22 protein-coding genes are annotated in these 24,969 nt (G+C 43.1%); 18 read left to right on the forward strand and 4 right to left on the reverse strand.

What is annotated here, in order from left to right; translation table 11 throughout:
• Nucleotides 1–7: 7 nt before the first annotated feature.
• The 9 genes from ACSLUR_RS16965 to ACSLUR_RS17005 all read left to right on the forward strand — a co-directional run bounded on the left by ACSLUR_RS16965 (nt 8) and on the right by ACSLUR_RS17005 (nt 12,308).
• A complete protein-coding gene (locus ACSLUR_RS16965; RefSeq protein WP_448556516.1) occupies nt 8–652 on the forward strand; it encodes an arsenate reductase/protein-tyrosine-phosphatase family protein in 645 nt (214 codons plus the stop codon).
• Nucleotides 624–3,977, forward strand: coding sequence for a right-handed parallel beta-helix repeat-containing protein (locus ACSLUR_RS16970; protein WP_448556518.1), 3,354 nt, complete (start codon nt 624–626; stop codon nt 3,975–3,977). Before ACSLUR_RS16965 ends, ACSLUR_RS16970 begins: the two co-directional genes overlap by 29 nt.
• Nucleotides 3,978–4,046: 69 nt before the next feature.
• On the forward strand, nt 4,047–5,324 hold the full coding sequence (tviB, locus tag ACSLUR_RS16975; RefSeq protein ID WP_448556519.1) for a Vi polysaccharide biosynthesis UDP-N-acetylglucosamine C-6 dehydrogenase TviB: 1,278 nt from the start codon (nt 4,047–4,049) through the stop codon (nt 5,322–5,324).
• 10 nt (nt 5,325–5,334) lie between these two features.
• Nucleotides 5,335–6,357, forward strand: coding sequence for an NAD-dependent epimerase/dehydratase family protein (locus ACSLUR_RS16980; protein WP_448556520.1), 1,023 nt, complete (start codon nt 5,335–5,337; stop codon nt 6,355–6,357).
• Nucleotides 6,358–6,490: 133 nt separating this feature from the next.
• Nucleotides 6,491–7,105, forward strand: coding sequence for a transcriptional repressor LexA (lexA, locus tag ACSLUR_RS16985; protein ID WP_115998681.1), 615 nt, complete (start codon nt 6,491–6,493; stop codon nt 7,103–7,105).
• Between the two features lie 569 nt (nt 7,106–7,674).
• The gene (coxB, locus tag ACSLUR_RS16990; RefSeq protein ID WP_448556543.1) at nt 7,675–9,177 is read left to right on the forward strand and encodes a cytochrome c oxidase subunit II; all 1,503 of its coding nucleotides are present in this window, start codon (nt 7,675–7,677) and stop codon (nt 9,175–9,177) included.
• Nucleotides 9,178–9,201: 24 nt separating this feature from the next.
• Complete coding sequence (gene ctaD / locus ACSLUR_RS16995) at nt 9,202–10,794, forward strand: cytochrome c oxidase subunit I (protein WP_448556521.1); 1,593 nt, start codon at nt 9,202–9,204, stop codon at nt 10,792–10,794.
• A 12-nt stretch (nt 10,795–10,806) separates the two neighbouring features.
• Nucleotides 10,807–11,349 (forward strand): cytochrome c oxidase assembly protein, encoded by a 543-nt coding sequence (locus tag ACSLUR_RS17000; protein ID WP_448556522.1) that lies wholly within the window; start codon nt 10,807–10,809, stop codon nt 11,347–11,349.
• A 74-nt stretch (nt 11,350–11,423) separates the two neighbouring features.
• Entirely contained in the window at nt 11,424–12,308 is an 885-nt protein-coding gene (locus ACSLUR_RS17005) for a cytochrome c oxidase subunit 3 (protein WP_448556523.1), read from the forward strand.
• 47 nt (nt 12,309–12,355) lie between these two features.
• Here the strand turns inward: ACSLUR_RS17005 and ACSLUR_RS17010 are convergent, their stop codons facing one another.
• Nucleotides 12,356–12,565 carry a DUF2909 domain-containing protein gene (locus ACSLUR_RS17010; RefSeq protein ID WP_116002244.1) on the reverse strand — a complete coding sequence of 70 codons (210 nt, stop codon included), beginning with the start codon at nt 12,563–12,565 and terminating at the stop codon, nt 12,356–12,358.
• An 84-nt stretch (nt 12,566–12,649) separates the two neighbouring features.
• On the opposite strand from ACSLUR_RS17010, the gene ACSLUR_RS17015 reads away from it, so the two are divergent.
• From ACSLUR_RS17015 to ACSLUR_RS17035, 5 genes are read left to right on the forward strand one after another with little or no spacing between them, the layout of a single operon-like run.
• A complete protein-coding gene (locus ACSLUR_RS17015) occupies nt 12,650–13,444 on the forward strand; it encodes an SURF1 family protein (protein ID WP_448556524.1) in 795 nt (264 codons plus the stop codon).
• Nucleotides 13,434–14,132, forward strand: coding sequence for a redox-active disulfide-containing membrane protein (locus ACSLUR_RS17020; protein ID WP_448556525.1), 699 nt, complete (start codon nt 13,434–13,436; stop codon nt 14,130–14,132). The genes ACSLUR_RS17015 and ACSLUR_RS17020 overlap by 11 nt, the downstream gene beginning before the upstream one ends.
• A gap of 11 nt (nt 14,133–14,143) precedes the next feature.
• Nucleotides 14,144–15,127: a COX15/CtaA family protein gene (locus tag ACSLUR_RS17025; protein ID WP_448556544.1), complete on the forward strand. Its 984-nt coding sequence runs from the start codon at nt 14,144–14,146 to the stop codon at nt 15,125–15,127.
• A gap of 9 nt (nt 15,128–15,136) precedes the next feature.
• Nucleotides 15,137–16,066, forward strand: coding sequence for a heme o synthase (cyoE, locus tag ACSLUR_RS17030; RefSeq protein WP_448556526.1), 930 nt, complete (start codon nt 15,137–15,139; stop codon nt 16,064–16,066).
• Nucleotides 16,067–16,087: 21 nt separating this feature from the next.
• Nucleotides 16,088–16,720, forward strand: coding sequence for an SCO family protein (locus tag ACSLUR_RS17035; protein ID WP_448556527.1), 633 nt, complete (start codon nt 16,088–16,090; stop codon nt 16,718–16,720).
• A gap of 28 nt (nt 16,721–16,748) precedes the next feature.
• Here ACSLUR_RS17035 and ACSLUR_RS17040 read toward each other — a convergent pair whose 3' ends face one another.
• Complete coding sequence (locus ACSLUR_RS17040; RefSeq protein ID WP_448556528.1) at nt 16,749–17,852, reverse strand: polysaccharide deacetylase family protein; 1,104 nt, start codon at nt 17,850–17,852, stop codon at nt 16,749–16,751.
• A 114-nt stretch (nt 17,853–17,966) separates the two neighbouring features.
• Between ACSLUR_RS17040 and ACSLUR_RS17045 the strand changes: the two genes are divergently transcribed.
• Nucleotides 17,967–19,331 carry an MATE family efflux transporter gene (locus ACSLUR_RS17045; protein WP_448556529.1) on the forward strand — a complete coding sequence of 455 codons (1,365 nt, stop codon included), beginning with the start codon at nt 17,967–17,969 and terminating at the stop codon, nt 19,329–19,331.
• A gap of 104 nt (nt 19,332–19,435) precedes the next feature.
• Here the strand turns inward: ACSLUR_RS17045 and nfuA are convergent, their stop codons facing one another.
• Entirely contained in the window at nt 19,436–20,014 is a 579-nt protein-coding gene (gene nfuA / locus ACSLUR_RS17050; protein WP_115998691.1) for a Fe-S biogenesis protein NfuA, read from the reverse strand.
• Nucleotides 20,015–20,197: 183 nt separating this feature from the next.
• On the opposite strand from nfuA, the gene ACSLUR_RS17055 reads away from it, so the two are divergent.
• Nucleotides 20,198–22,771 carry a M14 family zinc carboxypeptidase gene (locus ACSLUR_RS17055; RefSeq protein ID WP_448556530.1) on the forward strand — a complete coding sequence of 858 codons (2,574 nt, stop codon included), beginning with the start codon at nt 20,198–20,200 and terminating at the stop codon, nt 22,769–22,771.
• A gap of 11 nt (nt 22,772–22,782) precedes the next feature.
• Here the strand turns inward: ACSLUR_RS17055 and ACSLUR_RS17060 are convergent, their stop codons facing one another.
• On the reverse strand, nt 22,783–23,544 hold the full coding sequence (locus ACSLUR_RS17060; RefSeq protein ID WP_448556531.1) for a ComF family protein: 762 nt from the start codon (nt 23,542–23,544) through the stop codon (nt 22,783–22,785).
• 151 nt (nt 23,545–23,695) lie between these two features.
• Between ACSLUR_RS17060 and bioH the strand changes: the two genes are divergently transcribed.
• Nucleotides 23,696–24,487 carry a pimeloyl-ACP methyl ester esterase BioH gene (bioH, locus tag ACSLUR_RS17065; protein WP_448556532.1) on the forward strand — a complete coding sequence of 264 codons (792 nt, stop codon included), beginning with the start codon at nt 23,696–23,698 and terminating at the stop codon, nt 24,485–24,487.
• 194 nt (nt 24,488–24,681) lie between these two features.
• On the forward strand, nt 24,682–24,969 hold the full coding sequence (locus ACSLUR_RS17070; RefSeq protein ID WP_115998695.1) for a hypothetical protein: 288 nt from the start codon (nt 24,682–24,684) through the stop codon (nt 24,967–24,969).

Consider the following 24,969-nt stretch of genomic DNA (forward strand, 5'->3'; position numbering starts at 1 on the left):
GGGATATATGAAATTTTTAAGACCACTGTTTCAAAAGGAATACGGTACAGAGCGTGGCTTTGTGCGTCACTCTTTAGCACTATTTGATTACTACTTTGGACGAATTGAACAGTTTAAGAGAATTGAACACTCCAAAGTAAGCCGAGTGGTCTTTGTGTGTTTAGGAAATATTTGTCGAAGTGCGTACGCTCATCACTATGCTCAAGCCCATGATCTTGGTCTTCCTATATCTTCACTGGGCTTATTTACGACAACTGGTGTTAACGCAAATGATGTTGCTATGTTGGCTGCCAACAATCGCGGTGTAAATATGGAGCACCATCTAGCGACTGATCTGAAAGACTTTGAAGTAAGAGCAGGAGACTTATTTTTAGTCATGGAAGTTAGACAAGCGAACAAACTGTCTCTCCAACTTGCTAACTATAAAAATATTCAAATAGGATTATTGGGTAATTACTGTAAACCAGTGCATCCTCATTTACACGATCCGTTTTCGCTAAGCTTGGAGTATTTTGACCATTGTTTTGGTTTGATTGAAAATGGGGTGATGAATTTAAGCCGCGAGCTTAAAGAGTCGCTTTCGATAGCAAATGTGAAACTAGATGACCAGACAGGCGCCCACAGTGGAAGTCGATACAGCAAAGATACTTAAAAAAAGGAGGCCAATTGAGTTACGTGAGAAAAGTAACTCGTATGTCTTGAGCAAGCTAGACAAGGCTTTTTTACTGCTTCTCCCCAGCTTTATTATTTTAGTTGATTTAAGTTCTTGGACAGGACGACTTGTTTTCAATGAATTTGATTTCCTAATTGCACCACTGGCCATATATTTGGGAATCAAAGGCCTTTTAAGAAAAAAGATCGCGAAGCGTTACTTATTATTTCCCATTTTACTATTGAGCATTATCGTATCGAACGTTGATTTTGCAGGGCTTTATCAGCATGTCGCTGAGCCCTTGTATACTAATGTTTATTACTCCTCTGCATATGCATTTAAAATTGCCAAAGGTTTCTTCTATGGCTTTTTACTTGCCGTTTATCTGGCCTCAATTGATCAATCAGAGCTTGAAAGCCTTACTTCGACACTTATTAAAGGTGCATTGATTGGTTCCATTTTCTTGTTTTTAGTTATTCTGTGGGAGCGCGGCGTTTTATATCGGATGCTCTCATTTAGCAGTATTTGGGATATAGCAGGCTCGTTTCTAAACTTTTCAACAACATACCGCGTGACGGCGTTAAGTTCTGACATGCATACTGGTGGTGAAGCTTATGATGGCTTGCTACTTTATTTGATGCCTCTGTCATTCATGGGCACACAGTATTTTAACGACAAACGATTAAATTTATTGTCGCTAGTGGCAGTATTTTGCTTGAGTTATTGCGTGATGGTTGGCTTTACAAGGGCAACTTATTTTGCTGTTGGATTGGTTATTCTTTATTTAGTGTTAAGCCACTTTCGCCATCACTCAGTAAGGGTAAATAAAAATAGCATCATTTTGTTTATTGGGCTTACTCTAGTGTCAGTCCAATTGTTTGTATCAAAGGGATATTCTGGCCTTATTGCTATTTATTTTGTGATGTTAGTGTTCTCTTTGGTACCTAACATTTTGCGACGTATTAAGGTTTCATATGAGCTTGAGATAAGCGCAATCATATCTTTACTGGGCTCTCTGGTTTATATATCCACAGCAGAAAGTAAGTGGATCAGCGAAGAAAGTGTTCCCTATATTAGTGCACTTTGTTGTGTTTTATTAGTTGTTATATGTTTCATGCAAGCCAAACTCACTGAAAGGCTTTCTTCGCCGCTGGACAATCTATATCGCGTGATTGGGCAACTGGGCATTATCTCCATCGCATGCATTTTATTTACAGGTTACCAGTTTAATGCTCGTATGGAGACAGCAGCCAGCGACCTTAAATCTAGGTTTGACCATTGGTTGAAAATAGCAGAATCGAGCACGGCAACGACTACCAGCTTTCTGTTTGGTAATGGCATCGGAAGTCTGCCGATAAACTATTTAACCACTCACCCAGAAGTAGTGGCAGAAGTTGGCACTTTTACCATCAGAGATAATTCATTAATACTATCTCGGGGGCATGATCTTACCTTTGGTCAGCGCGTTGATGTAAAGCCACACACCACGTATCAAATAAAGTTGGACATAGAAGGCTATAAGCCAACCAGAATACCCGTCTCAATATGTGAGCGAAACATTATATATTCTTCCAATTTTGCACCTGTATGTGCTGGCGGAGTAACCAATTATGATAGCGCCTCAGATAGTTATACCTTGGAAGTCGATTCAGGTACGTTAGGAAAAGGCGGGTTTTCGTTTTTAAAATGGCCAGTTACTTTCGTAATTAAAAACAGGTATGGAAAAGAGCCGATTAAAATCAAAAGTATAGAGTTGGTTGAACAATCATCATCACGAGGTAATGAAAACTTATTGAAAAACGCTCGTTTCGAGCAAGGTATGGATCATTGGTATTTTTATAATGACTTCGAGCATTTACCATTTCATATTAAAAATATCTACTTAGGCTTTTTCTATCAATTTGGGATTGTTGGTTTGTCTATGGTGCTACTGATGATCGCTACGGTAGTTATAACCTCACCTAGCAGCGCTGCTCAAAAAAACATAAAGCACCTAATTTTAGCTTACTTTATTGGATTATTTTCTTTTGGCCTTTTTGGCGACCCTTTAGACTCTGCCAGAGCAAATATTTTGTTTTCGGTGTTTTTCTTTTATGGCTTTTTCTTGCTTTCTAAAGAAGTGCTCAACAAAAAGAAACTTAAAATCTTATTTGCTAGTGTTGTAGGCTTTACCCTAGTGCTCGCCGCTGTTTCATACCAATCTCCGTTATCTCTGTATGTTGATCAATTTAAAAAAGTGAGTACGGAAAACTCTGTGTTTAAGGGAGAGAGTACCAAGATTTACAAAAAACCAACAGATTTAAAGGGAGTTGGTAGTGACATTGCTTTTTCAAAAATCCCTGTTGCCGATAGAGAGATTATAGTTACAAACGAACAGGAGTTTAAACAAGCGATAAAGACAGTTTCCCCAGGAGAACATATTGTATTGATGAAAGGGGTTTACCGTTTTTCTGGTCGCTCCCCCAGTATTAGACGCTCTGGCGAGCCTAGCAATCCTATCGTCATACGTGCAGCAAAATTAGGCGATGTGACATTTGAGATGGATTTAGTCGAAGGCTTATTGATCAGAGCGTCACACCTTTATCTTAGTAACATTATTTTCAGAGGAGTTGAAGGAGCTGATACTAAGATAGAGCATGCTATTCACATTGTTGGTAACGCAGATTTTATTACAGTTATCAACAACCAGTTTATTAATTTCAATTCTCATATCAAAAGTAATGGCCACCCTAAACGAGATGGAAGCATCGATTTTCCTGACTACTTGAAAATAGTTAATAACGACTTTTATAACGAATGGCCAAGACAAACAAAATCGCCTACAGCTCCATTGGATATCGTTGGTGGTGATTCCACCTTAATTAAAAGCAACTTTATTGCTGACTTTGCTAAAGCGTCAAAAGAGGGGTATTGGGTATCTACTGGCGCATTCTTAAAGGGCGGAGGAAGCCATGGAGTATTTGATAACAACGTTGTTATGTGCGAAATGAACTTACCTCATTCATCACCTAGAGAAGTTCGAATTGGTTTGTCATTTGGAAATGGCGGCACTGGCCGACAGTTTTGTGCGGACAAAAAGTGTGAGTATGAACATTCCAATGGAATCATGACCAACAATACGATTTTGAATTGTGTAAATGATGTTGGAATATACCTAAATAAATCTCGAAACACTCTTATTGAAAACAATGCCATACGCTCAAGTTATGGAATTGACGTTCGGTTTAAAGAAAGTGACGCAATTGTAAGAGGTAACGTGATTGAAGGGCGAGTCAAAGCAAGAGAAGGCGCGACAATTCATCTTGAGGACAATATCATTGAATAATTATATTTTTATCGTCATAAGCTTGTGCCACAATAAATCCATAATAATAAAGTGAAGGTAAGGGAATAAATGAGCTCACTAGCAAAAAGCAAAATTGCAATTATTGGCTTAGGTTATGTTGGCCTGCCATTGGCAGTAGAGTTTGGCAAACAGCACCAAACCATTGGCTTTGATATTCATCAACAGCGGGTTGACGAGCTAAATGATGGTTTAGACCGCACTAATGAAGTTGACGCCGAAGAATTAAAGCAAGCGAGCAAGCTGGTATGTACCACAGATAAAACGCTGCTCAAAGGTTGTGATTTCTATATTGTTACTGTACCAACCCCTATTGATAAACATCGCCAACCGGACTTAACTCCCTTGCGCAAAGCATCAGAAATGCTTGGCAGTGTAATTGGTAAAGGTGCAACTGTCGTTTATGAATCAACCGTTTATCCGGGGGCAACGGAAGAAGACTGTATTCCGATTATTGAAAAAATCTCTGGTTTAACGCTGAACCAGGATTTCTTTGCTGGTTATTCCCCTGAGCGTATTAACCCTGGCGACAAAACTCACCGCTTACCGACAATTTTAAAAGTCACTTCGGGCTCAACTCCTGAAATCGCTGATAAAGTCGATGCCCTCTATGCATCAATTATCACGGCAGGCACCTATAAAGCTTCGTCTATTAAAGTAGCTGAAGCTGCTAAAGTCATCGAGAACACGCAGCGTGACGTTAACATCGCGTTAATTAACGAGCTATCGGTTATTTTCAATAAGCTTGATATTGATACGTTAGAAGTGTTGGAAGCCGCGGGCACCAAGTGGAACTTTTTACCGTTTCGCCCAGGCTTAGTCGGTGGGCACTGCATTGGGGTTGATCCTTACTACCTAACACACAAAGCGCAATCAGTGGGCTACCACCCTGAAATGATTCTTGCAGGGCGCCGCCTAAATGATGGTATGGCGCACTATGTGGTTTCACAGCTTATCAAAGGTATGTTGAAAAAGCGTATTCAAGTAGAACAGGCTCATGTGTTGGTGATGGGCTTAACCTTCAAAGAGAATTGTCCTGATCTTCGCAATACCAAAGTGATTGATATTGTTGAGGAACTTAAAGAGTACAACGTAAATGTTGATATTGTTGACCCGCTATGTGCTTGTGAAGAAGCGCAAGAAGAATACGGTATTAAGCTTACTGCCGAGCCTAAAAAAGGTGATTATGACGCGGTGATTTTGGCGGTAGCACACGACGAGTTTAAAGCGATGGGGGCTGAGCAAATTCATGCGTTAGGTAAAGCGACACATGTCTTGTATGACTTAAAGTGTGTGCTTCCCAAAGACCAAGTTGATATGCGTCTATAGAGCAGAGTGTATGAATAAGTACGAACAAATATGCCAAGAATTGAAAGCGCAGCCTAAAACTTGGTTAATTACAGGTGTTGCTGGCTTTATCGGTTCTAACCTTTTAGAAGCCTTACTAAAACTAGATCAACGAGTTGTTGGTCTTGATAACTTCGCCACAGGCTATCAAAAAAACCTGGAAGAAGTGAAACAACTCGTTTCATCAGAGCAATGGCAGGCGTTTACGTTTGTAGAGGGCGATATTCGCGATGTTAGCACCTGTTTACAAGTATGCGATGGTGTTGATTATGTTTTACACCAAGCAGCTTTAGGCTCTGTGCCGCGCTCACTGGCAGATCCAATTACCTCTAATGCAGCCAATGTTACAGGCTTCTTGAATATGCTTGAGGCAGCAAAACAAGCAAATGTTACGAGCTTTACTTATGCCGCCAGCAGTTCTACTTATGGTGATCATCCGGCATTGCCTAAAGTTGAAGAGAATATTGGCAGCCCACTTTCCCCTTATGCGGTAACAAAATACGTTAATGAGCTTTACGCGAATGTCTACGCTAGAGCTTATGAATTTAATTGTATTGGTTTACGCTACTTCAATGTGTTTGGTTGCCGGCAAGATCCTGATGGCGCATATGCGGCGGTAATTCCAAAATGGACTGCTGCCATGATTAAAGGCGACACTGTGTTTATCAATGGTGATGGCGAAACCAGCCGTGACTTTTGCTATATCGACAATACCGTACAAATGAATATTCTAGCGGCCACCGCGCCCGCTGAAGCGAAAAACGCGGTATACAATGTTGCACTTGGCGATAGAACGACGCTCAACGAGCTTTATGCATCTATCAAGCATGCCTTATCAGATAATAGTGTTCAGATTGCAACAGAGCCTGAATATCGAGATTTTAGAGCGGGTGATGTTAGACACTCGCAAGCTGATGTTTCTAAAGCAAAGTCAGCACTAGGATACGATCCAAGCCATCGTATTCAACAAGGTATTCTTGAAGCTATGCCTTGGTATTTGGCGAATGTAACCTAGCCTTTTGGGAATATTGCAAGCCAGCATATTCTCTCGCCTAGATCGTGCGTTTTAAATTGGTCTTGCATATCCATACAGTGTGTATATACTTACAGTAATGCTGTATGGATATCAGGAGAGGACCTGTATCGCTATGAAGCCATTAACCGCACGACAATCTCAAATATTTGAGCTTATCAAAGATAAAATTGCTGATACTGGCATGCCACCAACACGAGCTGAAATTGCCGACTTCTTCGGTTTTAAATCAGCTAATGCTGCTGAAGAGCACTTAAAAGCACTAGCAAAGAAAGGCTACATTGAAATGCTGCCAGGTACTTCACGTGGTATCCGGTTAGCCGATGCATTTGTTGAAGAATCTGGTTTACCGTTAATTGGTCAAGTTGCAGCTGGTGAGCCAATATTGGCGCAAGAGCACGTAGAAGATCGTTATCAAATTGATGGCAATTTATTCCAACCGGCTGCAGATTACTTGCTGCGTGTTAACGGCGAGAGTATGAAAGACATCGGTATTATGGACGGTGATTTATTGGCAGTGCATCAAACAACTGATGTTCACAATGGCCAAGTCATTGTCGCGCGGGTAGAAGATGATGTTACTGTGAAGCGCTTTAAACGCGAGGGTAATGTGGTTTATCTGCATGCAGAGAACGAAGAATTCGCACCAATAGAAGTTGATCTAACCAGTCAGCACTTTAACGTTGAAGGTATTGCTGTTGGCGTTATTCGAAATGCAGATTGGATGTAAGATAAAGCATCTCTTTTCAAGGTTTATTTTTTTATCATTAGCTAGACGAATAGATTGATAGTCTTTTGTTTAGTTACCTGACCTATATTTTTCTAATTAAGCCAGCGAATTTCGTTGGCTTTTTTATGTCCAAAAAACCTATCACTACTAAACTTTCTAGTTGACTGCATCCCCTCTCAAGCGCTTGATAGCACATAATTTAATCGACGCGGGGCTCTTTTATTAGAGCTCATACTCTACTGATAAATAAGGAAAAAATAATAAGAATTGATCATAAATCACTAGATCTTGATTAAAAATTGAGTAATTCTAGGTTGTAAAGTGCGCAAACAATAATAACGAATAAAACATAAGAATAAGTGATGTGCGCACAACAACTACATTACAACATACATCACAACACGATCTGCAAAGTAAGCCCACGTCGAAAGTTTTACTATCGACGGCTTTGATGTCTTTGTTATTCAACAGGGTAGAGGAGATGTCGAGTGAAAAGACGTAACCTAGGTTGGCTGTTTTTGGGGAGCATTTTTAGTAGTACGTTGTTTTCCAGCACAGCTTGGGCGGAGATGGAGCTGAACTTAACCAAAGGGGTTACCGCAATCAGCAATGAGGTTTATGACCTTCATATGCTGGTACTGTGGATATGCACCGTAATTGGTATTTTAGTGTTCGGCGCAATGTTTTGGTCGATGGTATTCCATCGCAAATCAAAAGGCGTTAAGCCTGCAACTTTCCATGAAAGTACCAAGGTAGAAATACTTTGGACTGCCATTCCCATTGTTATTCTCATCGCGATGGCAGTGCCTGCCACTAGCACATTGATTGAGATGGAAGATAATGATAACTCAGACATTACCATCTTAGTTACAGGTTCTCAGTGGAAGTGGCATTACAAATATTTTGACCAAGGTATTGAGTTCTATTCGGTGCTTTCGACACCAAGAGAACAATTTGACAATCGCGATGGCAGTGGTCAAACAAAAGGTGAAAACTACCTATTGGAAGTAGACAAACCATTAGTTATTCCCACTAATAAAAAAGTCCGCTTCTTAATTACTTCTGACGATGTTATCCATTCTTGGTGGGTACCTGCTTTCGCAGTTAAGCAAGATGCCAACCCTGGTTTTATCAATGAAGCGTGGACTAGAGTAGACGAGCCTGGTGTCTATCGAGGCCAATGTGCCGAGCTTTGCGGCAAAGATCATGGCTACATGCCAATTGTTGTCGAGGTTAAATCTGAGGCAGACTATGCCACTTGGGTGAGTGAGCAAAAGCAATTGATTGCTGATGCCAAAGCCGCGGAGGCTGCCTCGCTTAACGCCAATGTTTCGATGGATGAGCTAATGCAGCTCGGTGAAACCACATATACCGCCTACTGCGCCGCTTGTCATCAGCCAACAGGCTTGGGTTTACCGCCAGCATTCCCCGCACTTAAAGGCAGTGTTGTTGCAACTGACCCAAATCAAATCGACCAGCATATTGCGATTATCCTCAACGGTAAAAACGCTATGCCAGCCTTTGGTAAACAACTGTCGTTAAAAGAAGTTGCGGCGGTCGTGACCTACGAGCGTAATGCTTGGGGTAACAATACAGGAGAGAGTGTTCAAGCGAGCGACGTCAATGCATTAGCTGGCGGCGAAAGCGCTGCGGCAACTGTCGAGCAAGAATTAGAAACTATGTCGCAAGTAGTAAATGCTGCTACCAGCGAATTAGAAACCTCACAACCGGCAACTGAAGATTTAAGCAAAACCTACACACGTGATGAATTAATGGTGCAGGGTGAGGCGGTTTACATGAAAGCCTGTGTTGCTTGTCATCAGCCAACAGGTGCTGGCTTACCACCAGCTTTCCCTTCATTGATTGGCAGCCCAATGATCCTGGGAGATGTTACTGCGCATATCGATATTGTGTACAACGGTAGTAAGAAAAATCCCGCTATGCAGGCATTTAGCGGTCAGCTCACGAAAACAGAAATCGCCGCTGTGGTGACCTACGAGCGCAATGCTTGGGGCAACAACACGGGCGATGTCGTGCAACCTGCAGACGTTGATGCTGTAAGTGCTAAGTAGTCGTATAGCTAGGGAGGAAAGATTATGACAACTGATGTAATTCATGATGATCACCACCACGGCGACCATCACGATCACAAGATAACAGGTATTAAGCGCTGGCTATATACCACTAACCACAAAGACATAGGCACGCTCTATTTGTGGTTCTCATTTATTATGTTTTTAACTGGCGGCGCTATGGCTATGGTGATTCGCGCCGAGTTATTCCAGCCAGGCTTACAAATTGTAGAGCCAGACTTTTTTAACCAAATGACCACTGTGCATGGTTTGATCATGGTGTTTGGTGCCATCATGCCGGCCTTTACGGGCTTGGCAAACTGGATGATTCCGATGATGATAGGTGCCCCTGATATGGCACTTCCACGTTTGAACAACTGGAGCTTTTGGATATTGCCATTTGCATTCAGTATTTTACTGGCATCCTTCTTTATTGGCGGCGGAGCACCTAACTTCGGTTGGACCTTCTACGCACCGCTATCCACCACTTACAGCAATGGCAGCACGGCATTCTTCGTGTTTGCTGTCCACATTATGGGGATATCCTCCATTATGGGGGCGATTAATATTGTTGTTACAATCATGAATATGCGCGCGCCAGGCATGACTTACATGAAGATGCCGCTGTTTGTTTGGACCTTTTTTATTACTGCTTACTTACTTGTTGCGGTAATGCCGGTGCTCGCGGGTGTTGTCACTATGGTGTTAACTGACACCTATTTCGGCACAAGCTTTTTTGATGCTGCCGGTGGCGGTGATCCGGTCATGTTCCAGCATATTTTCTGGTTCTTTGGTCACCCCGAAGTTTACATTATGATCTTGCCGGCTTTTGGTATTGTCTCAACCACCATTCCAGCGTTTTCTCGCAAGCCGCTCTTTGGCTATAGCTCCATGGTATACGCTACGGCTTCTATCGCGTTCTTATCGTTTATTGTTTGGGCGCACCACATGTTCACAACGGGCATGCCACTCTTTGGTGAGCTTTTCTTTATGTACTGTACGATGCTAATTGCGGTGCCAACTGGGGTTAAAGTCTTTAACTGGGTAGCGACCATGTGGCGCGGCGCAATGACTTTCGAAACCCCCATGTTGTTCTCTATCGCGTTTGTCATTTTATTTACTATTGGCGGATTCTCTGGGCTGATGCTGGCGATGACTCCAGTTGATTTCCAATATCACGACACCTATTTCGTGGTTGCTCACTTCCATTACGTGCTAGTGACTGGCTCGTTATTCTCAATTTTTGCTGCCGCTTACTATTGGTTGCCGAAATGGACGGGGAATATGTACAACGACGCACTGAGTAAATGGCATTTCTGGTGTTCACTGATTTCCGTAAACCTACTGTTTTTCCCTATGCACTTCTTGGGATTAGCCGGTATGCCGCGCCGCATTCCAGATTATGCACTGCAATTTGCTGACTTTAATAAATGGGTCAGTATTGGCGGCTTTGCGTTTGGTTTGTCGCAGTTAATTTTCTTGGCTGTGGTTATCAAGTGTATTCGCGGTGGTGAAAAAGCCGAAGCGAAACCTTGGGACGGTGCTGAAGGGCTCGAGTGGACAGTGCCTTCACCTGCGCCATACCACACCTTTGAAAAGCCGCCGAAAATAGATTAGCAGGAGTCGGTCATGACAAACGCATCACAGCAAAATATTCAAAAAACTGCGAAAAAGCTCGTTTTAGTCGTATTCGCTATGTTTGGTTTTGGATTTGCCATGGTGCCTTTGTATGACGTGTTTTGTGAAATCACCGGACTGAACGGCAAAACCGCTGATACTGCGGCACAAGTCAACGACAAAGGTGTTGACGAGAGCCGACTGGTAACTGTGCAGTTTATTAGCCATCTTGCCAAAGGAATACCTTGGCAATTTGAGCCTATGGTGCGCGAGATTCAAGTGCATCCCGGTGAGATGAAATTAGTGAAATTCTACGCTAAAAACGAATCACAAAGTCCTATTATTGGTCAGGCAGTACCTTCGGTATCGCCCGGTCAAGCGGCGCTTTATTTTCAGAAAATAGAGTGCTTTTGCTTCAATCATCAACCGTTACAAGCAAGTGAAGATGTCGAAATGGCGTTGCAGTTTTATGTTGATCCCGAACTACCAGACGATATTTCAACATTGACCTTGTCTTACACTTTATATGATGTGACAGCAAATGCTGATTCATAAGCGTTAGCCGTACCTGCACCCGCTTAATTGCGAGGTGCAGGCGAGTACGACAGGAAAGATTACGGGGAATAGCGATGACAACAAAAGAATATCAAACTTATTACGTACCCGCGCAAAGCCATTGGCCAATCGTTGGTGCAATTGCCTTATTTTTGATTGCCATAGGTGCTGGGCAATATGTATCAACATTGGCTAGTGGTGAGTCTAGTTGGGGCGGCTGGGTCTTGCTTGCAGGTATGGCTACCTGTATTTACATGGTCTATGGCTGGTTTAGTAATGTGATTGACGAGTCGATGTCGGGTTTATACAGCAACCAACTCGACAACTCGTTTAAACAAGGTATGAGCTGGTTTATTTTTTCCGAAGTGATGTTCTTTGCGGCATTTTTCGGTGCATTGTTTTATGCGCGCATGTTTGCTGTGCCTTGGTTAGACGGAGCAGGCAATAATGCCATGACAGGGGAAGTGCTATGGCCTGAGTTTACCGCTTCTTGGCCATTACTTAAAACGCCAGATGGCACAGAAACAACGGCCATGGGGTGGTATGGCTTGCCACTGATTAACACCATGATCCTGCTAACGTCATCGGTCACTGCACACTTTGCCCATGTCGCGTTAGAACAAGACAAACGCAAACAACTGAAAGTGTGGCTGGGTCTGACAATTCTATTAGGTCTAATTTTCTTATTCCTGCAAGTAGAGGAGTATGCGCACGCCTATTCAGATGAAATGAAGCTGTACTTAGACAGCGGTATTTATGGCAACACTTTCTTTATGTTAACTGGCTTTCACGGCCTACACGTAACGCTTGGCACTATCATGTTAATTGTCGTGTTCTTGCGTGTATTGAAAGGTCACTTTAGCCCGAAAAATCACTTTGCTTTCCAAGCTGCGAGTTGGTATTGGCACTTTGTTGATGTGGTGTGGGTATTGCTGTTTTTCTTTGTTTATATTTTGTAAGCATAGGTCGAGCGGTGAGGCTTGTCTCACCCTTGCTTTGCCTTGGTTCACATCGGGCGGGGGTTGGGCGTGATTACCCCAGTTAAAATACCTAGTAATAACAGCAGTACGATGACAACAGATGTTAGTACGCGCCGACCAATAAATTTAGACATTGGTGGGCCATTGGGATCTTGTTTGTTCATGATCATTAGCGCTCGGAATAAGTTGTAAACCATCCAAGCGAGTAAACTAATAATGAGTATTTTGAACAGCATCATGGCTCCAAATATAGTAGCTCCGAATGAGAGTAGCTCCGAAAAAATGGCTTCGAAAAACACGGTCAAAGAGGGTGAGGTTCATTGAGCATTAACAACACAGTTAGCGCCAAAATTTCACCACTTTGGGTACTGGTTACCTTGCTGGTTTTTTCGGCATTAATCAAGTTGGGTCTGTGGCAAAGCGAACGAGCACAGCAAAAAGAGCAGCGAATACTGCGTATGGAGCAATTGATGGGGGCAGAGCCTAAGCCACTGCATCAGGTACTCAACAGTATTAACACACTAAATGATGAGAGCTTGATTGATCCAGCGTTAGAAGAAACTCGCAATGAAATGCTTAACGATCAGCCAGTAGTGTTAAATGGCGTGTTTAATGACGAAGTTTTATTGCTCTTGGATAACCAAACGCTAAATGGTCAATTGGGCTATCGCGTTTATCAGGTTTTTTATCATCAGCAGCAGTTACCAGTGTTAGTTAATTTGGGTTGGATTAGCGGTAGTCGTAATCGCAATGAATTACCTATGGTTGAGCCGATAACAGGCCACCATCAAATAACGGGCAATATTCGCGTTATCGAGCCCAACATTGTACTGGCTGAACAAGAATATGATCAGTTAGCCATGCCGATGCGAGTACAACAAATAGAAGTAGATAAACTGTCAGACGTGTTAGGTGTGCAATTGCAACCATTTGCCATTTATTTGGATAGCAATGAAGTCATTGGTTATCAAAAAACTTGGCAGCCGATTGTTATGCCGCCGTCGAAACATCGCGGGTACGCATTTCAGTGGTTTAGCCTAGCCGCAGCTTGGTTGATTTTGATGATTTGGGCTGCGATTAAAAATAATAAGAAGGTGGTATCAGATGCAGACTGATGTACAGCATAGACCCGAAACAAATTCCCAAGCCAATACAAACGCTAAAGTGGGTGTCAGCGAAGTGACTCAAACGGGTAAAAAGGGTAATGGGCGTAAGCACTTTGTGATGGTATGTGTTGCATTTCTATTGCCCGTCATTTTGGCGAAGATGGCACTGGAACAACAGTGGTTTAATTATGGGGTGACAAATCAAGGACAACTGCTAGCTGAGCCGGTTTCACTTTCGCAACTTTCCCTAACAGACATTCAAACGGATAAGCATTGGCTACTTGTTTTTAACTCACCAGCGCCATGTGAAAAGGCCTGCCAGCAATCAGTGAATGCCTTATCGAATACGTATTTAGCACTGGGTAAAGAAATGCCGCGCGTGCAGCCAGTGTTGCTTAACTATACCAAGAGTGCCAACCAGACCGAGACTAATACCACGCTCGATATCACGACGACTGCTGACACGGAAAGTGTCGGCAAAGCTCAATCTGATATTGATGTATCACGCTGGCAAAAATTCAACGTGCCAGAGCTTTCTCATCCAGAATTACAACGCGGCAAAGTGTTTATTGTTGACCCTTTGGGAAATGTCGTGATGACACATCAACCGCCGCAAACCGCAGATGCCTTGCCAGCGTTTGGTAAAGCGATTGTGGCGGATATGAAAAAACTATTGAAGTATTCAAGGATAGGTTAACTATGTTCGAAATAAGGCGTTTAGTTTTTGTCAGTATTCTTTTGGCACTTGTGGTTGTTAGCTTAGGTGCTTATACCCGCTTAACTCATGCTGGGTTGGGCTGTCCTGATTGGCCCGGCTGCTATGGGCTAATTGACGTGCCACAAACTCAGGAACAAATAGCAAAAGCAGAAGCGGCGTTCCCAGAACGACCGGTTGAAATACAAAAAGCATGGAATGAAATGATTCACCGTTACTTCGCGGGCGCGTTGGGGCTTTTAATCCTGTGGATCGCCATTGTCTCAGTTAAAAAACGCAAGCAGGGAACCCCCGTATTTCTGCCGTTATTGATATTAGCCATAGTGACTTTTCAGGCTTTGCTCGGGATGTGGACAGTTACCATGAAATTGATGCCTGTCGTGGTGATGGCGCATCTATTGGGTGGTTTTACAACACTATGCTTGCTGTTCTTACTGTATTTGCGGCTCAGTAATTATCGAATTCCAGGGGGGGATTGGTCGATAAAAAAATATGCTCGATTTGGGCTCTTGGGCGTAGTACTGCTGACTGCGCAAATAGCGCTTGGCGGCTGGACGTCATCAAACTATGCCGCACTTCACTGTACTGAGTTACCGATTTGCCAAACAGGCTGGCTTGAGCAACTTACTTTTGAAAATTCGTTTGACCTTGTCCCCCCTGCAAAAGACACCTATGAATTTGGTCATTTAGACCATGATGAGCGCATTACGATTCATGTCATGCATCGCATTGGCGCGATTGTGACCTTTTTATATCTTGGTTGGTTAGCGTTAGTGGTTAGGCACAAAGCACAAAGTTCTTTCTTTCAAACCGTGCCACTTGTGCTCTTGTTTATCTTGTTTATTCAAGTGGCATTAGGGGTAAGTAATGTGGTGATGTCACTGCCGCTTGGCATCGCAGTGAGCCACAATGTTGTCGCTGCATGTTTGATGATGGCACTGATCACTTTAACTTACAGCTTACAACGAAAAACCTAGGAGGCGAACATGGCAAAAGCTGCTTTAATCAATTCTCCAGCCAGTGTTGTTGATGTAACACAGCGCACCTCTTGGCGTGACTATTACGAAATAACAAAGCCCAGAGTGGTTGCGTTATTGGTGCTAACTGCGTTGGTTGGTATGTGCTTGTCGGTACCGGGTGTTGTGCCTTGGCAATTGTTGATCCCCGCAATGTTAGGGATTGGCTTTTTATCGTCAGCGGCAGCTGCGATTAATCATATTGTCGACCAACGCATTGATAAAGAAATGGCGAGAACGCATAACCGCCCGCTGGTCAATGGCCGGTTGAACCAACGCAATGCCATTGGCTTTGCTGCCATGCTGGCACTTGCGGGTTTTGTTATGCTTTATGGCTTGGTTAACCCACTAACCGCTTGGTTAACCCTATCTGGGTTAGTCGGTTATGGCTTTATTTATACCTTGTATTTGAAACGTGCAACGCCTCAAAACATCACCATAGGAGGCTTAGCCGGCGCAATACCACCATTATTGGGTTGGACAGCAATGACCAATGAAATTCACGGTCATGCGTTGCTGCTTGTGTTGATTATTTTTACATGGACGCCACCCCATTTTTGGGCACTCGCTATTCATCGTCGCGATGACTATGCCAAGGTCAACATTCCAATGTTGCCCGTTACCCATGGCATAGAATTTACCAAAACGCAGATCTTACTTTATACCGTCTTACTGTTTGTTGTGGGCTTATTACCCTATTTAGTGGGTATGAGTAATTGGCTGTATTTAGGCGGCAGTGTGGTACTTAATTTGATCTTCTTTGCTTACGCTTGGCAATTAAAATTTAACCCCAAAGAAAATACCGCGATGGCAACATTCAAGTTTTCTATCATTCACCTGATGTTATTGTTTATCATATTGCTACTAGATCACTACTTGTTGCCAGTTTCGTTTAGCTAGTTACTGGTTGAAAATATTATTATGAATAAGCTGCTTTATATTATTGTTGCCCTTGTTTCTCTGGTATGTGGTGTATTTATCTACCAAGCGATAAATCAACCAGAGCTACCTAAAACTGCGCTGTATTATCAGCAGCCAAGAACGGTAGAACCCTTTTCGCTAACTAGCCACACTGGTGATGCGTTTACCAAACAGGAGTTATCAGGTCAGTGGTCTTGGGTGTTTTTTGGCTACACATCTTGCCCTGATGTTTGCCCAACGACACTGCAAAAGCTGAATTTTGTTTATGATGAGCTAAAAGCCGTAACGCCCAATACCCAAGTATTGCTTGTCTCGGTAGACCCTAACCGCGATACAGTTGATAAGCTTTCTCAATATATTGGCTATTTCAATAACGAGTTTCGTGCGCTGCGCGGCGATCATGGCGCGTTATTCCCATTTGCCCGCAATTTAGGGCTAATGTATGCCATTGCTGATGATACTTCACAGAAAAATTATTTAGTCGACCATAGTGCGTCAATTGTCTTGATCAACCCGCAAGGTGAGATAGCGGCGATATTTAAACCCCAAGAAGCCTTGGGGCAAATACCGACCGTTAATGAAGATGATTTAGTGGCCGATTTTCAACGCATTGTCGCTTTAGCAGCTTCTTAAATAAACCGCTTGGCAAAGAACAGAACGATTACAATGGGTACCATGAGCCGTTGGTATTAAGAATAAACCACGGCTTAGAATACCAATAATAGCGACCTGACTGGCTCAAGCTAGGGGCTGTGCAGTTACAGCGAACGCGACCAACGGGTAAGTGATCGCTAAATGTGATTTGAAAGCTGCTGTCTGTTAACCAATTCACCTTTTGTTTACCAAGGCCAGACACATAACAGTTGAGCTGGCTTGGCTTAAAATCTTCCACGTCAACATGAAAAGTCACAGAGCTTAATGTTTGGTGACGATAAATGGTTTGATTGTCTTGTTCACTTAATGAGATTGAGAACGGCAATGCATTGAGCTTATCCCTTAGGCCGGTGAGTTTATCGTAGGGCTGAGATGCAGGGAAACGCGGGATAGCGGTTAAGTCGGTATTTGGGCCAACAGCACCAGATTGCTGACTAAAGCCAACAAACTTGTTCTCTTTTAACCACAATTGAATTTCAGGAGTGTATTCACCGTAAGGGTAAGCAAAATAGCGATAGCTTTGCCCAACCTTGTCGTTAATCAATTGCTCGGCTCTACGCAGGTCTTGCTCGTATTGCGCAAGCCACATATCAGGGGCAATGCCATCAGGTACTCTTGTTAATGACTGATGTTGCCAGCCGTGATTGGCAATAATGGCGCCTTGTTCGGCCATCATTTTTAACTGTTGCCAATTTAAATAATCAGGTTGCTTTGCTTCAACTAGGCTCGGGTTGACGAAAATCGTGTAGGGATAATTAAAAGCGTCCAGTATCGGTTTACCGTTGGTAAGAATATCAAGATAGGCGTCATCAAAAGTAATCGCGACTAGCTTTTCCGAGTTATCAAGGCTGCCTGACGCTGCCTCTTGATTTTTAACGCCATTTACAATCGTTGACAGTGGCACTACCGTGAAGCCTCTGTCTTTGAGGTAGCGCATATGATTTTCAAACTGCTGAGGTGAAATGCTGGTGCTTGGTGGCGTGTCTGTACTGACGTGGTGATATTGTAAGATCACCGCAGCTTGTGCGCTCGATACGGCACAGCCTACTGTAATAGCGGCTGCAAGTGGAAAAATAAGCGAGAGGAATAGGTTTTTCATTGGGTTCATCATGATCACGCGCCAAGTATCGGCAGATAGCTATTAAAGTAGCGTGTTTTTGGGCTAAACACCAAGTAAACTTTGGCCACTGCGCGCTTAGACATACCTATTTTTGAAAATTTTATTTTGAAAAGCTTAGACCGAAAAATAATCGCACTTGCTGTGCCAATGATTTTGTCCAATATCACAGTGCCCTTGTTGGGAATGGTCGATACCGCAGTTATTGGGCACTTACCTCATGCCTATTATCTTGGCGGCAGCACAGTTGGTGCCATGATCATCACCTTTATTACATGGCTTTGTGGTTTTTTAAGAATGTCGACAACAGGTCTGGCTGCACAAGCACTAGGCCGACAAAATAGTGATGATGCAACCTTAGTATTGTTACGTGGTTTAATGGTGGCAGCCGCAATTGGTCTAGTGTGTATTGTACTGCAAACTCCCTACTTCCAGTTAAGCCTGTGGCTAGCCGGCGGCAGCGAACAAGTGCAGTTTTATGCCAAACAATATATGGATATTCGGGTGTGGGGACTACCCGCTGCACTTGCCAACATTGTTATGCTGGGTTGGCTGTTGGGGCAACATCAAGCAAAAGCGGTGATGTGGTTGCTGATCCTGATCAATAGTATCAACTTATCGCTAGACCTACTGTTTGTCCTAGCGTTTAACTGGCAAGTGCAGGGTGTTGCTGCGGCCACTTTAGTTGCTGAGTATTCAGGGCTAATGGCGGGTTTAGGCTTTATACTTCATCGCTATTATCAAGCGAGCATCAGTCAGCTATTTAGCCGGAAAGTGCTTACTGAGGTCATGAACGTGAGTCAGTTAGCTGCTTATTTTAAGCTTAATCGCGATATTCTTATTCGTACTTTGTGTTTAGAAGTATGCTTTGTTTTTATGACCTTCCAAGGCGCCCGATTAGGCGATAATGTTGTTGCTGCCAATGCGATTTTAATGAACTTTTTGCTGCTGATTTCATTTGGCTTAGACGGCATTGCTAATGCCGCCGAAGCTATGATTGGTAAGGCTAAAGGGGCGGGTGCAAACAATGAGCTGGCATTGATTTTAAAACGTTGTACCTTGTGGACCTTAGTGTTTGCGCTTGCATACAGTACTGCTTTCGCCTTAGCGGGGGATTGGCTCATAAATCAGATAACCAGTATTACTGATGTTAGGACAGAAGCTGAAAAGTATCTGGGTTGGATTGTGCTATTACCTCTGATTGGCTGTTGGTGCTATTTGTACGATGGGGTTTATGTTGGGATGACTCGGGCAGATATTATGCGTAACAGCATGATTGTAGCGACCTTTGCGGTATTTTTTCCTTTGTGGTGGTTGTTCCAAGGTCTATTTTCTCAACCTTCATTCATACAAATATCATTAAACCATGCGCTTTGGTTGGCATTTTCTGGCTTTATGTTAGCGCGGGGTGCAACATTGGGTTGGCATCTTTATCGACGGTTATTACCGCAATCGATTGCAACGTCCCTATAGCAAGCCAAAACAGAAGAAAGCCAAAACAAAAAAGTCGGCGTGAAGCCGACTTTCTGGAAACATAGTTATGTTAGGCCGCTAAACCTATGCGCGAGTGAGTTGTTTTAGTAGTAAGAATGCTCACCGCGTTGGTGCTCAGTGGCGTCACGAACACCTTTAATTTCACCACCCATAATTTCAAGCAACTGACTTTCGATACCGTCTTTTACGGTGACGTCAATTTGACTACAACCATTACAACCACCACCAAATTGAAGTACAGCATAGCCATCTTCAGTGATCTCCATCAGGTTACATTCACCACCGTGGCCTGCTAACTGCGGATTGACTTCTGCTTTAATAAAGTAGTCAACACGGTCAAATAGTGGTGCGTCGTCAGCAACTTTTCGCAATTTAGCATTTGGTGCTTTTAATGTTAGTTGTGAGCCCATTTGATCCGTCACAAAATCAATTTCAGCTTCTTCTAAAAACGGTTGACTCTCGGCGTCAACATAAGCTGAGAAACCATTGAACTTGAGCTCTAAATCGTCTGTTTCAACAGCATCGGTTGGGCAGTAAGAAACACCACATTCAGCTTTTGCTGTGCCTGGGTTAACCACGAAAACACGAATGTTGGTACCTTCCGCTTGTTGCGATAATAGTTTAGCGAAGTGTGCTTGGGCTGATTCTGAAATGCTGATCATGAGTTACTCACTTAAAATCTAAAAATGTCATACCTGAGTAAATTAGTCAGGTATGGGTATTTTACTCTGCAAGCTACCAATAGGCTAGGGGTCGACAAAATTAATCATCACAATGCGACAAATCGACTAGTGCCCTTTGCCAGATTTTGATAGCGTTAGGCACATAAATGTGGGGATAGATAAATGTTTTTTCAACAAATTTTAAACAGGTGTTTAACTGTTAGTACGGGCTTTTTACTTAGCCTTTTTACGCTGACAGCGAATGCTGCTGAGCTAAGTTATTACTTGCCAAACAAGAATAATTACGCAGCACAAATCAGTAAACCATCGCAAATATTGGGATTTGGTGTTGGCGAGCGCCATTTAAGGCATGATCAATTGCTAGATTATATGTCACAGCTTGCTGGGCAATCTGAACGTATCAAGTTCACCGAATTTGGCCGTACCTATCAGCAACGTAAACAGGTGTTGCTGACAATATCATCGCCAGAAAATTTGGCGAAGTTAGATAGTATTCTAACTAATCGCCAAAACAATAAAGTCGGTGATGACGACCCGCTTGTGGTTTGGTTAGGTTACAGTGTTCATGGCGACGAAATCAGTGGTGCCCATGCTTCGATGTTGGTTGCTTACCACTTGGCTGCATCACAAAGCGACGAAGTAAAGCAATGGCTTGATGATATGGTGATTGTTATTGAGCCGAGTGTGAACCCCGACGGTATGGACAGATTCGCTAACTGGGTTGCAACATTCCGTGGTCACGCGGCAAATAGTGATCCTAACCATATTGAACACAATCAAAGTTGGCCGACGGGGCGCACCAATCATTATTGGTTTGACTTAAACCGTGACTGGTTGCTACTTAGCCAAGTGGAAAGTGTTAATCGCCTGAAGATGTATCACCAATATCAGCCTAATGTCTTAGGTGACTTTCATGAAATGGGCGCGAATAGCAGCTATTTCTTCCAGCCAGGTATTCCTACGCGAACAAACCCATTAACGCCTGCTAAGAATGTCGAATTGACTCAAAAGTTAGCGGAGTTTCATGCTAAGGCGCTCGATGAAGAGCAGCGTTTGTATTACACCCAAGAAAGCTTTGATGATTTTTACTACGGCAAAGGCAGTACCTACCCTGATGTCAATGGTGCGGTGGGTATTTTGTTTGAGCAAGCGTCTAGTCGCGGTATGCAGCAAGATACGGTAAACGGCTTGTTGACCTTCGAGTATGGTATTAAAAACCAATTGTTAACTTCGTTTTCTACGTTGCGCGGTGCTTGGCAGCAACGAGGTGCATTGGCTGAGTATCGAGAAACTTTCTACGAATCAGGCCTTAAAGCGGCGAAAAAAGAGAAATATGCGGGCTATTTGTTTACCGAAAGTGACGATAACACGCGTTTAAATTTGTTCTTATCAAAGCTAGCACAGCATCAAATTGAAGTGTTCCCACTAAGCGAAGATTTTCGCTTGAATAATCGCGTATTTAGTGCCGAACATAGTTATTTTGTCCCTTTGGCTCAGCGCCAATATCGATTAATTCAAGCCTTATTCACTAAGCAAACGGAATTTACTGATAACACTTTCTATGATGTATCTGGTTGGACGTTACCGTTAGCCATGAATATTGATGTTAGCGAAGTAGCGCGCACTTGGGGCTTAAAGCTGGCGAACAAGCCATGGCAACAAAAGGCGCAACAGCCAAGTGAGCTTGAAGGTGCTGCCTATGCCTACGCGATAGAATGGCAAGACTATCTGGCACCTAAGCTATTAAACAAGCTACTTGCCAAAGGGCTGCAAGTAAAAGTCGCTACCAAGTCTTTTAGTAACCTTGATGCTGGAACAGAGCAAACATTTGCACCTGGTACTTTGCTAATTGCTGCGGGTATTCAACAGCAAGATGACTGGTTTGATATCTTAAAGGCAGAGAGCGAAGCACTAGCATTACCCGTATATCCACTAAATACAGGATTAACAATTAATGGTATCGACTTAGGTAGCCAATCATTCAAACTGATTGAGCCTGCCAAAGTATTATTGATTGGTGGTTACGGCGTATCTCAGTATGAGGCGGGTGAGATTCGCTACTATTTAGATCAAGAACTTAAAATTCCAGTTTCTATTGTTGATAAACAGCGTTTGAGCAAGGTTAATTTTGATGATTACAGCCATGTTGTTATGGTTGATGGTCACTATGGTGATTTATCAAAAAGCGTTACTAAGAGACTGTCAAACTGGTTGCATCGAGGGGGCGTTGTTTTTGCCCAGAAACGTGCTGCCAAGTGGTTAGCAGACAAAGAGCTACTGCAGGCAAGCTTTGCTACCAAAGAACAACTTGATCAACTATTCGATACCGATAATTTAAGTTATCAAGACAAGCAAAGTTTAACGGCTCGCAAACGCATTGCGGGTACAATTTTTAACGCAGAAATTGATACCAGCCACCCGTTAGCGTTTGGCTTTAAGAGCAATAACTTACCTGTGTTCAAGAACAGTAGCCTGATCATGAATAAGCCGAAAATGCCATTCGCAACCGTGGCTAAATTTGGCCAGTCACCTTTACTCAGTGGTTATGCTGACGAGAATTTGGTGAATCGATTAGCACATAATGCCTCGCTGGTTGCCCATAATGTCGGTCGTGGCAGAGTGGTTGCGACAACCGAGAACTATACATTTAGAGGCTATTGGCAAGGTACAGCAAAAATTTTGGCGAATACTTTGTTTTTTGCAACGGCATTTGATGTCGCGCCTAAGTCTAAATAAGCCCCAATAGTCTAGAGGCTAAGCGCTAAACAGTAGACACTCACCTTAGCGACATTAGCCGCTTTCAATAGGCGGCTAATTTCACTTACCGTTGCCCCTGTGGTGACAACATCATCAACCAGTGCAACGTGCATGCCCTCGAGCTTTACACGCTTGTCCGTTACTTCGTTGCTTGTTTCATTGCTTGTTTCGTCAGTGACTAACGCAAAGTTGTTTTTCAACTGCTTACGCCGCAGTTGACCGGATGCTTGCGCTTGCGAACCTGTTTGAGTTTGCCGTACCAAGCAACCTGCGTTGCATTGAACCTTGAATACCTTGGCAACAGTTCGTGCTAACGGTAAGGTTTGATTGAAACCTCGATGCTGCCAGCGATTAATGTGAATGGGGACAGGCATCACAATATCTGGCGGGCGAAAGTCGCTTAGCTTAAGCAGCTCATTTAAATGAAAGTGCAGTACTCTGCAGCAAAGCCGTTGGTACTGCCAACGGCCTAAGTATTTGAACTGTTTTAACCAGTCGCTCATGGGATATTGATATGGTGAAATCGCGACTAGGTGATCAAATGCACATTTGCTGTAAAGCCCGTAGATTTCAGGTCGATTTAGCAAGTCACCGTTAAGGCTGTCTAACTGAAAGCGTGGGATTAATGATACGCAGTGGTCGCATAAAGCAACTTGTTGGTAAATAGGCTGCTCACACAACTCACAATAATTAAAGAGATGTATTAATTGTGTCGCTTTGGCGACAAGTTTTTCGATAGTGTCAGTTATCACAGGCAATCTTTGCCACAGCTAGCTAATCCTAGAATTCAGAAAGATTAAAGCCAACTAGGTTCTTGCCTAAACAGGAATGCTGCTATCAAAGCTAGGCTGGCGCTACTGCTTTCGTTAAACTAAGTTATTAACTTATTATTTATAAGCAAGCATGGCACAAAGTTTAAAATTTTCGAGTATTGGACAGGGGACTCCTATTGTTTTGTTGCATGGGTGGGGGCTAAATAGTGGTGTTTTTGAGCCACTCGCAGTTAAGCTCGCCGAGCGCTTCAAAGTGATATCAATTGATTTGCCGGGCTATGGTGACAATGTTGATTGCTTACCTGCACATTATGAATTGGCTGAGCTCGCCGAACTTGTTTATCAGTCCGTTGCCGAGCCTGCTGTTTATTTGGGCTGGTCACTAGGCGGTTTAGTGGCAACCCAAATTGCTCGAACAGCTTCGCAAACCGATGTGCTGGGTTTAGTGCATGTTGCGACTTCTCCTTATTTTGTTGAAAATCACGATTGGCCCGGCATTAAGCCTGAATTGTTAGCAACTTTTCATCAGCAGCTTGCCAAAGATATCGGCAAAACCTTATCAGGCTTTTTGAAGATTCAAGCAATGGGCAGTAGTCATATCAAAGAAGACATCCGTCAAATCCAGCAGTTGGTGATGGCGAAACCACTTCCTGATAAAAAAGCTTTGGAGCAAGGTTTGCATATTCTGGCAAGTGCAGATACAAGAGCAGAGTTGGTTCAAATCACAATGCCTTTCCTGCGCATTTACGGAAAAATGGATAGCTTAGTTCCGAAAAAAGTGATTAATTTGGTTGATAATTTAGCCACAAATAGTGATTTGGTTGTTTTTGATAAGGCGTCACATGCACCATTTATTTCGAATTTTCAGGAGTTTGTTGAACATTTGAACGCTTGGTTAAGCGATAATACGGGTCACTATTAAATTATTCACACCCCTTACCCTGATTGACTTTTAGGCAGGCCTGCTCGATAATTGAACAAACATGTCAGTCGTCTGACTAAGTAGTAATACACAGTGTTGTTTATGTTGCGACTTATGTACCGATAAGTATTGCGACAAGTGTTGCGATAATCACTGTGAGTTTTAGTTAATAAGACAGATTTTAGGAGTAGGTGATGGATGTTCAATCAGCCTTTAATGCAGGCTTACAAGGGTTTACGAACGCAAATCAACGTTTAAATGAAACTGCAGCCAATATTGTTGATGCGACAACAATCACCGAGCAAGAGCGCAGTGAATTTGAAAGCCAAGCAGCACAAGCTGGTTTAGCTGGTGAGTCTGAGCCTAATCTTACCGAAGAGGTTGTTAACCTTCGCGTTGCTGAATTCCAAGCTCGTGCCTCAGCAGAAGTTATTCAAACGGCCGATGAAACACTCGGTACGTTACTTGATGTTACTGCCTAG

It is taken from the genome of Thalassotalea montiporae (genome assembly GCF_053485855.1).

What these genes read in the sequence shown, in the direction of transcription:
- ACSLUR_RS17070 (WP_115998695.1), top strand. Translation starts at nt 24,682, where the DNA reads ATGGATGTTCAATCAGCCTTTAATGCAGGCTTACAAGGGTTTACGAAC.
- ACSLUR_RS16965 (WP_448556516.1), top strand. Translation starts at nt 8, where the DNA reads ATGAAATTTTTAAGACCACTGTTTCAAAAGGAATACGGTACAGAGCGT.
- ACSLUR_RS17035 (WP_448556527.1), top strand. Translation starts at nt 16,088, where the DNA reads ATGAATAAGCTGCTTTATATTATTGTTGCCCTTGTTTCTCTGGTATGT.
- ctaD (WP_448556521.1), top strand. Translation starts at nt 9,202, where the DNA reads ATGACAACTGATGTAATTCATGATGATCACCACCACGGCGACCATCAC.
- ACSLUR_RS17010 (WP_116002244.1), bottom strand. Translation starts at nt 12,565, where the DNA reads ATGCTGTTCAAAATACTCATTATTAGTTTACTCGCTTGGATGGTTTAC.
- ACSLUR_RS17020 (WP_448556525.1), top strand. Translation starts at nt 13,434, where the DNA reads ATGCAGACTGATGTACAGCATAGACCCGAAACAAATTCCCAAGCCAAT.
- ACSLUR_RS17055 (WP_448556530.1), top strand. Translation starts at nt 20,198, where the DNA reads ATGTTTTTTCAACAAATTTTAAACAGGTGTTTAACTGTTAGTACGGGC.
- ACSLUR_RS17040 (WP_448556528.1), bottom strand. Translation starts at nt 17,852, where the DNA reads ATGATGAACCCAATGAAAAACCTATTCCTCTCGCTTATTTTTCCACTT.
- cyoE (WP_448556526.1), top strand. Translation starts at nt 15,137, where the DNA reads ATGGCAAAAGCTGCTTTAATCAATTCTCCAGCCAGTGTTGTTGATGTA.
- lexA (WP_115998681.1), top strand. Translation starts at nt 6,491, where the DNA reads ATGAAGCCATTAACCGCACGACAATCTCAAATATTTGAGCTTATCAAA.
- coxB (WP_448556543.1), top strand. Translation starts at nt 7,675, where the DNA reads ATGGAGCTGAACTTAACCAAAGGGGTTACCGCAATCAGCAATGAGGTT.
- bioH (WP_448556532.1), top strand. Translation starts at nt 23,696, where the DNA reads ATGGCACAAAGTTTAAAATTTTCGAGTATTGGACAGGGGACTCCTATT.
- nfuA (WP_115998691.1), bottom strand. Translation starts at nt 20,014, where the DNA reads ATGATCAGCATTTCAGAATCAGCCCAAGCACACTTCGCTAAACTATTA.
- ACSLUR_RS17005 (WP_448556523.1), top strand. Translation starts at nt 11,424, where the DNA reads ATGACAACAAAAGAATATCAAACTTATTACGTACCCGCGCAAAGCCAT.
- ACSLUR_RS17000 (WP_448556522.1), top strand. Translation starts at nt 10,807, where the DNA reads ATGACAAACGCATCACAGCAAAATATTCAAAAAACTGCGAAAAAGCTC.
- tviB (WP_448556519.1), top strand. Translation starts at nt 4,047, where the DNA reads ATGAGCTCACTAGCAAAAAGCAAAATTGCAATTATTGGCTTAGGTTAT.
- ACSLUR_RS16980 (WP_448556520.1), top strand. Translation starts at nt 5,335, where the DNA reads ATGAATAAGTACGAACAAATATGCCAAGAATTGAAAGCGCAGCCTAAA.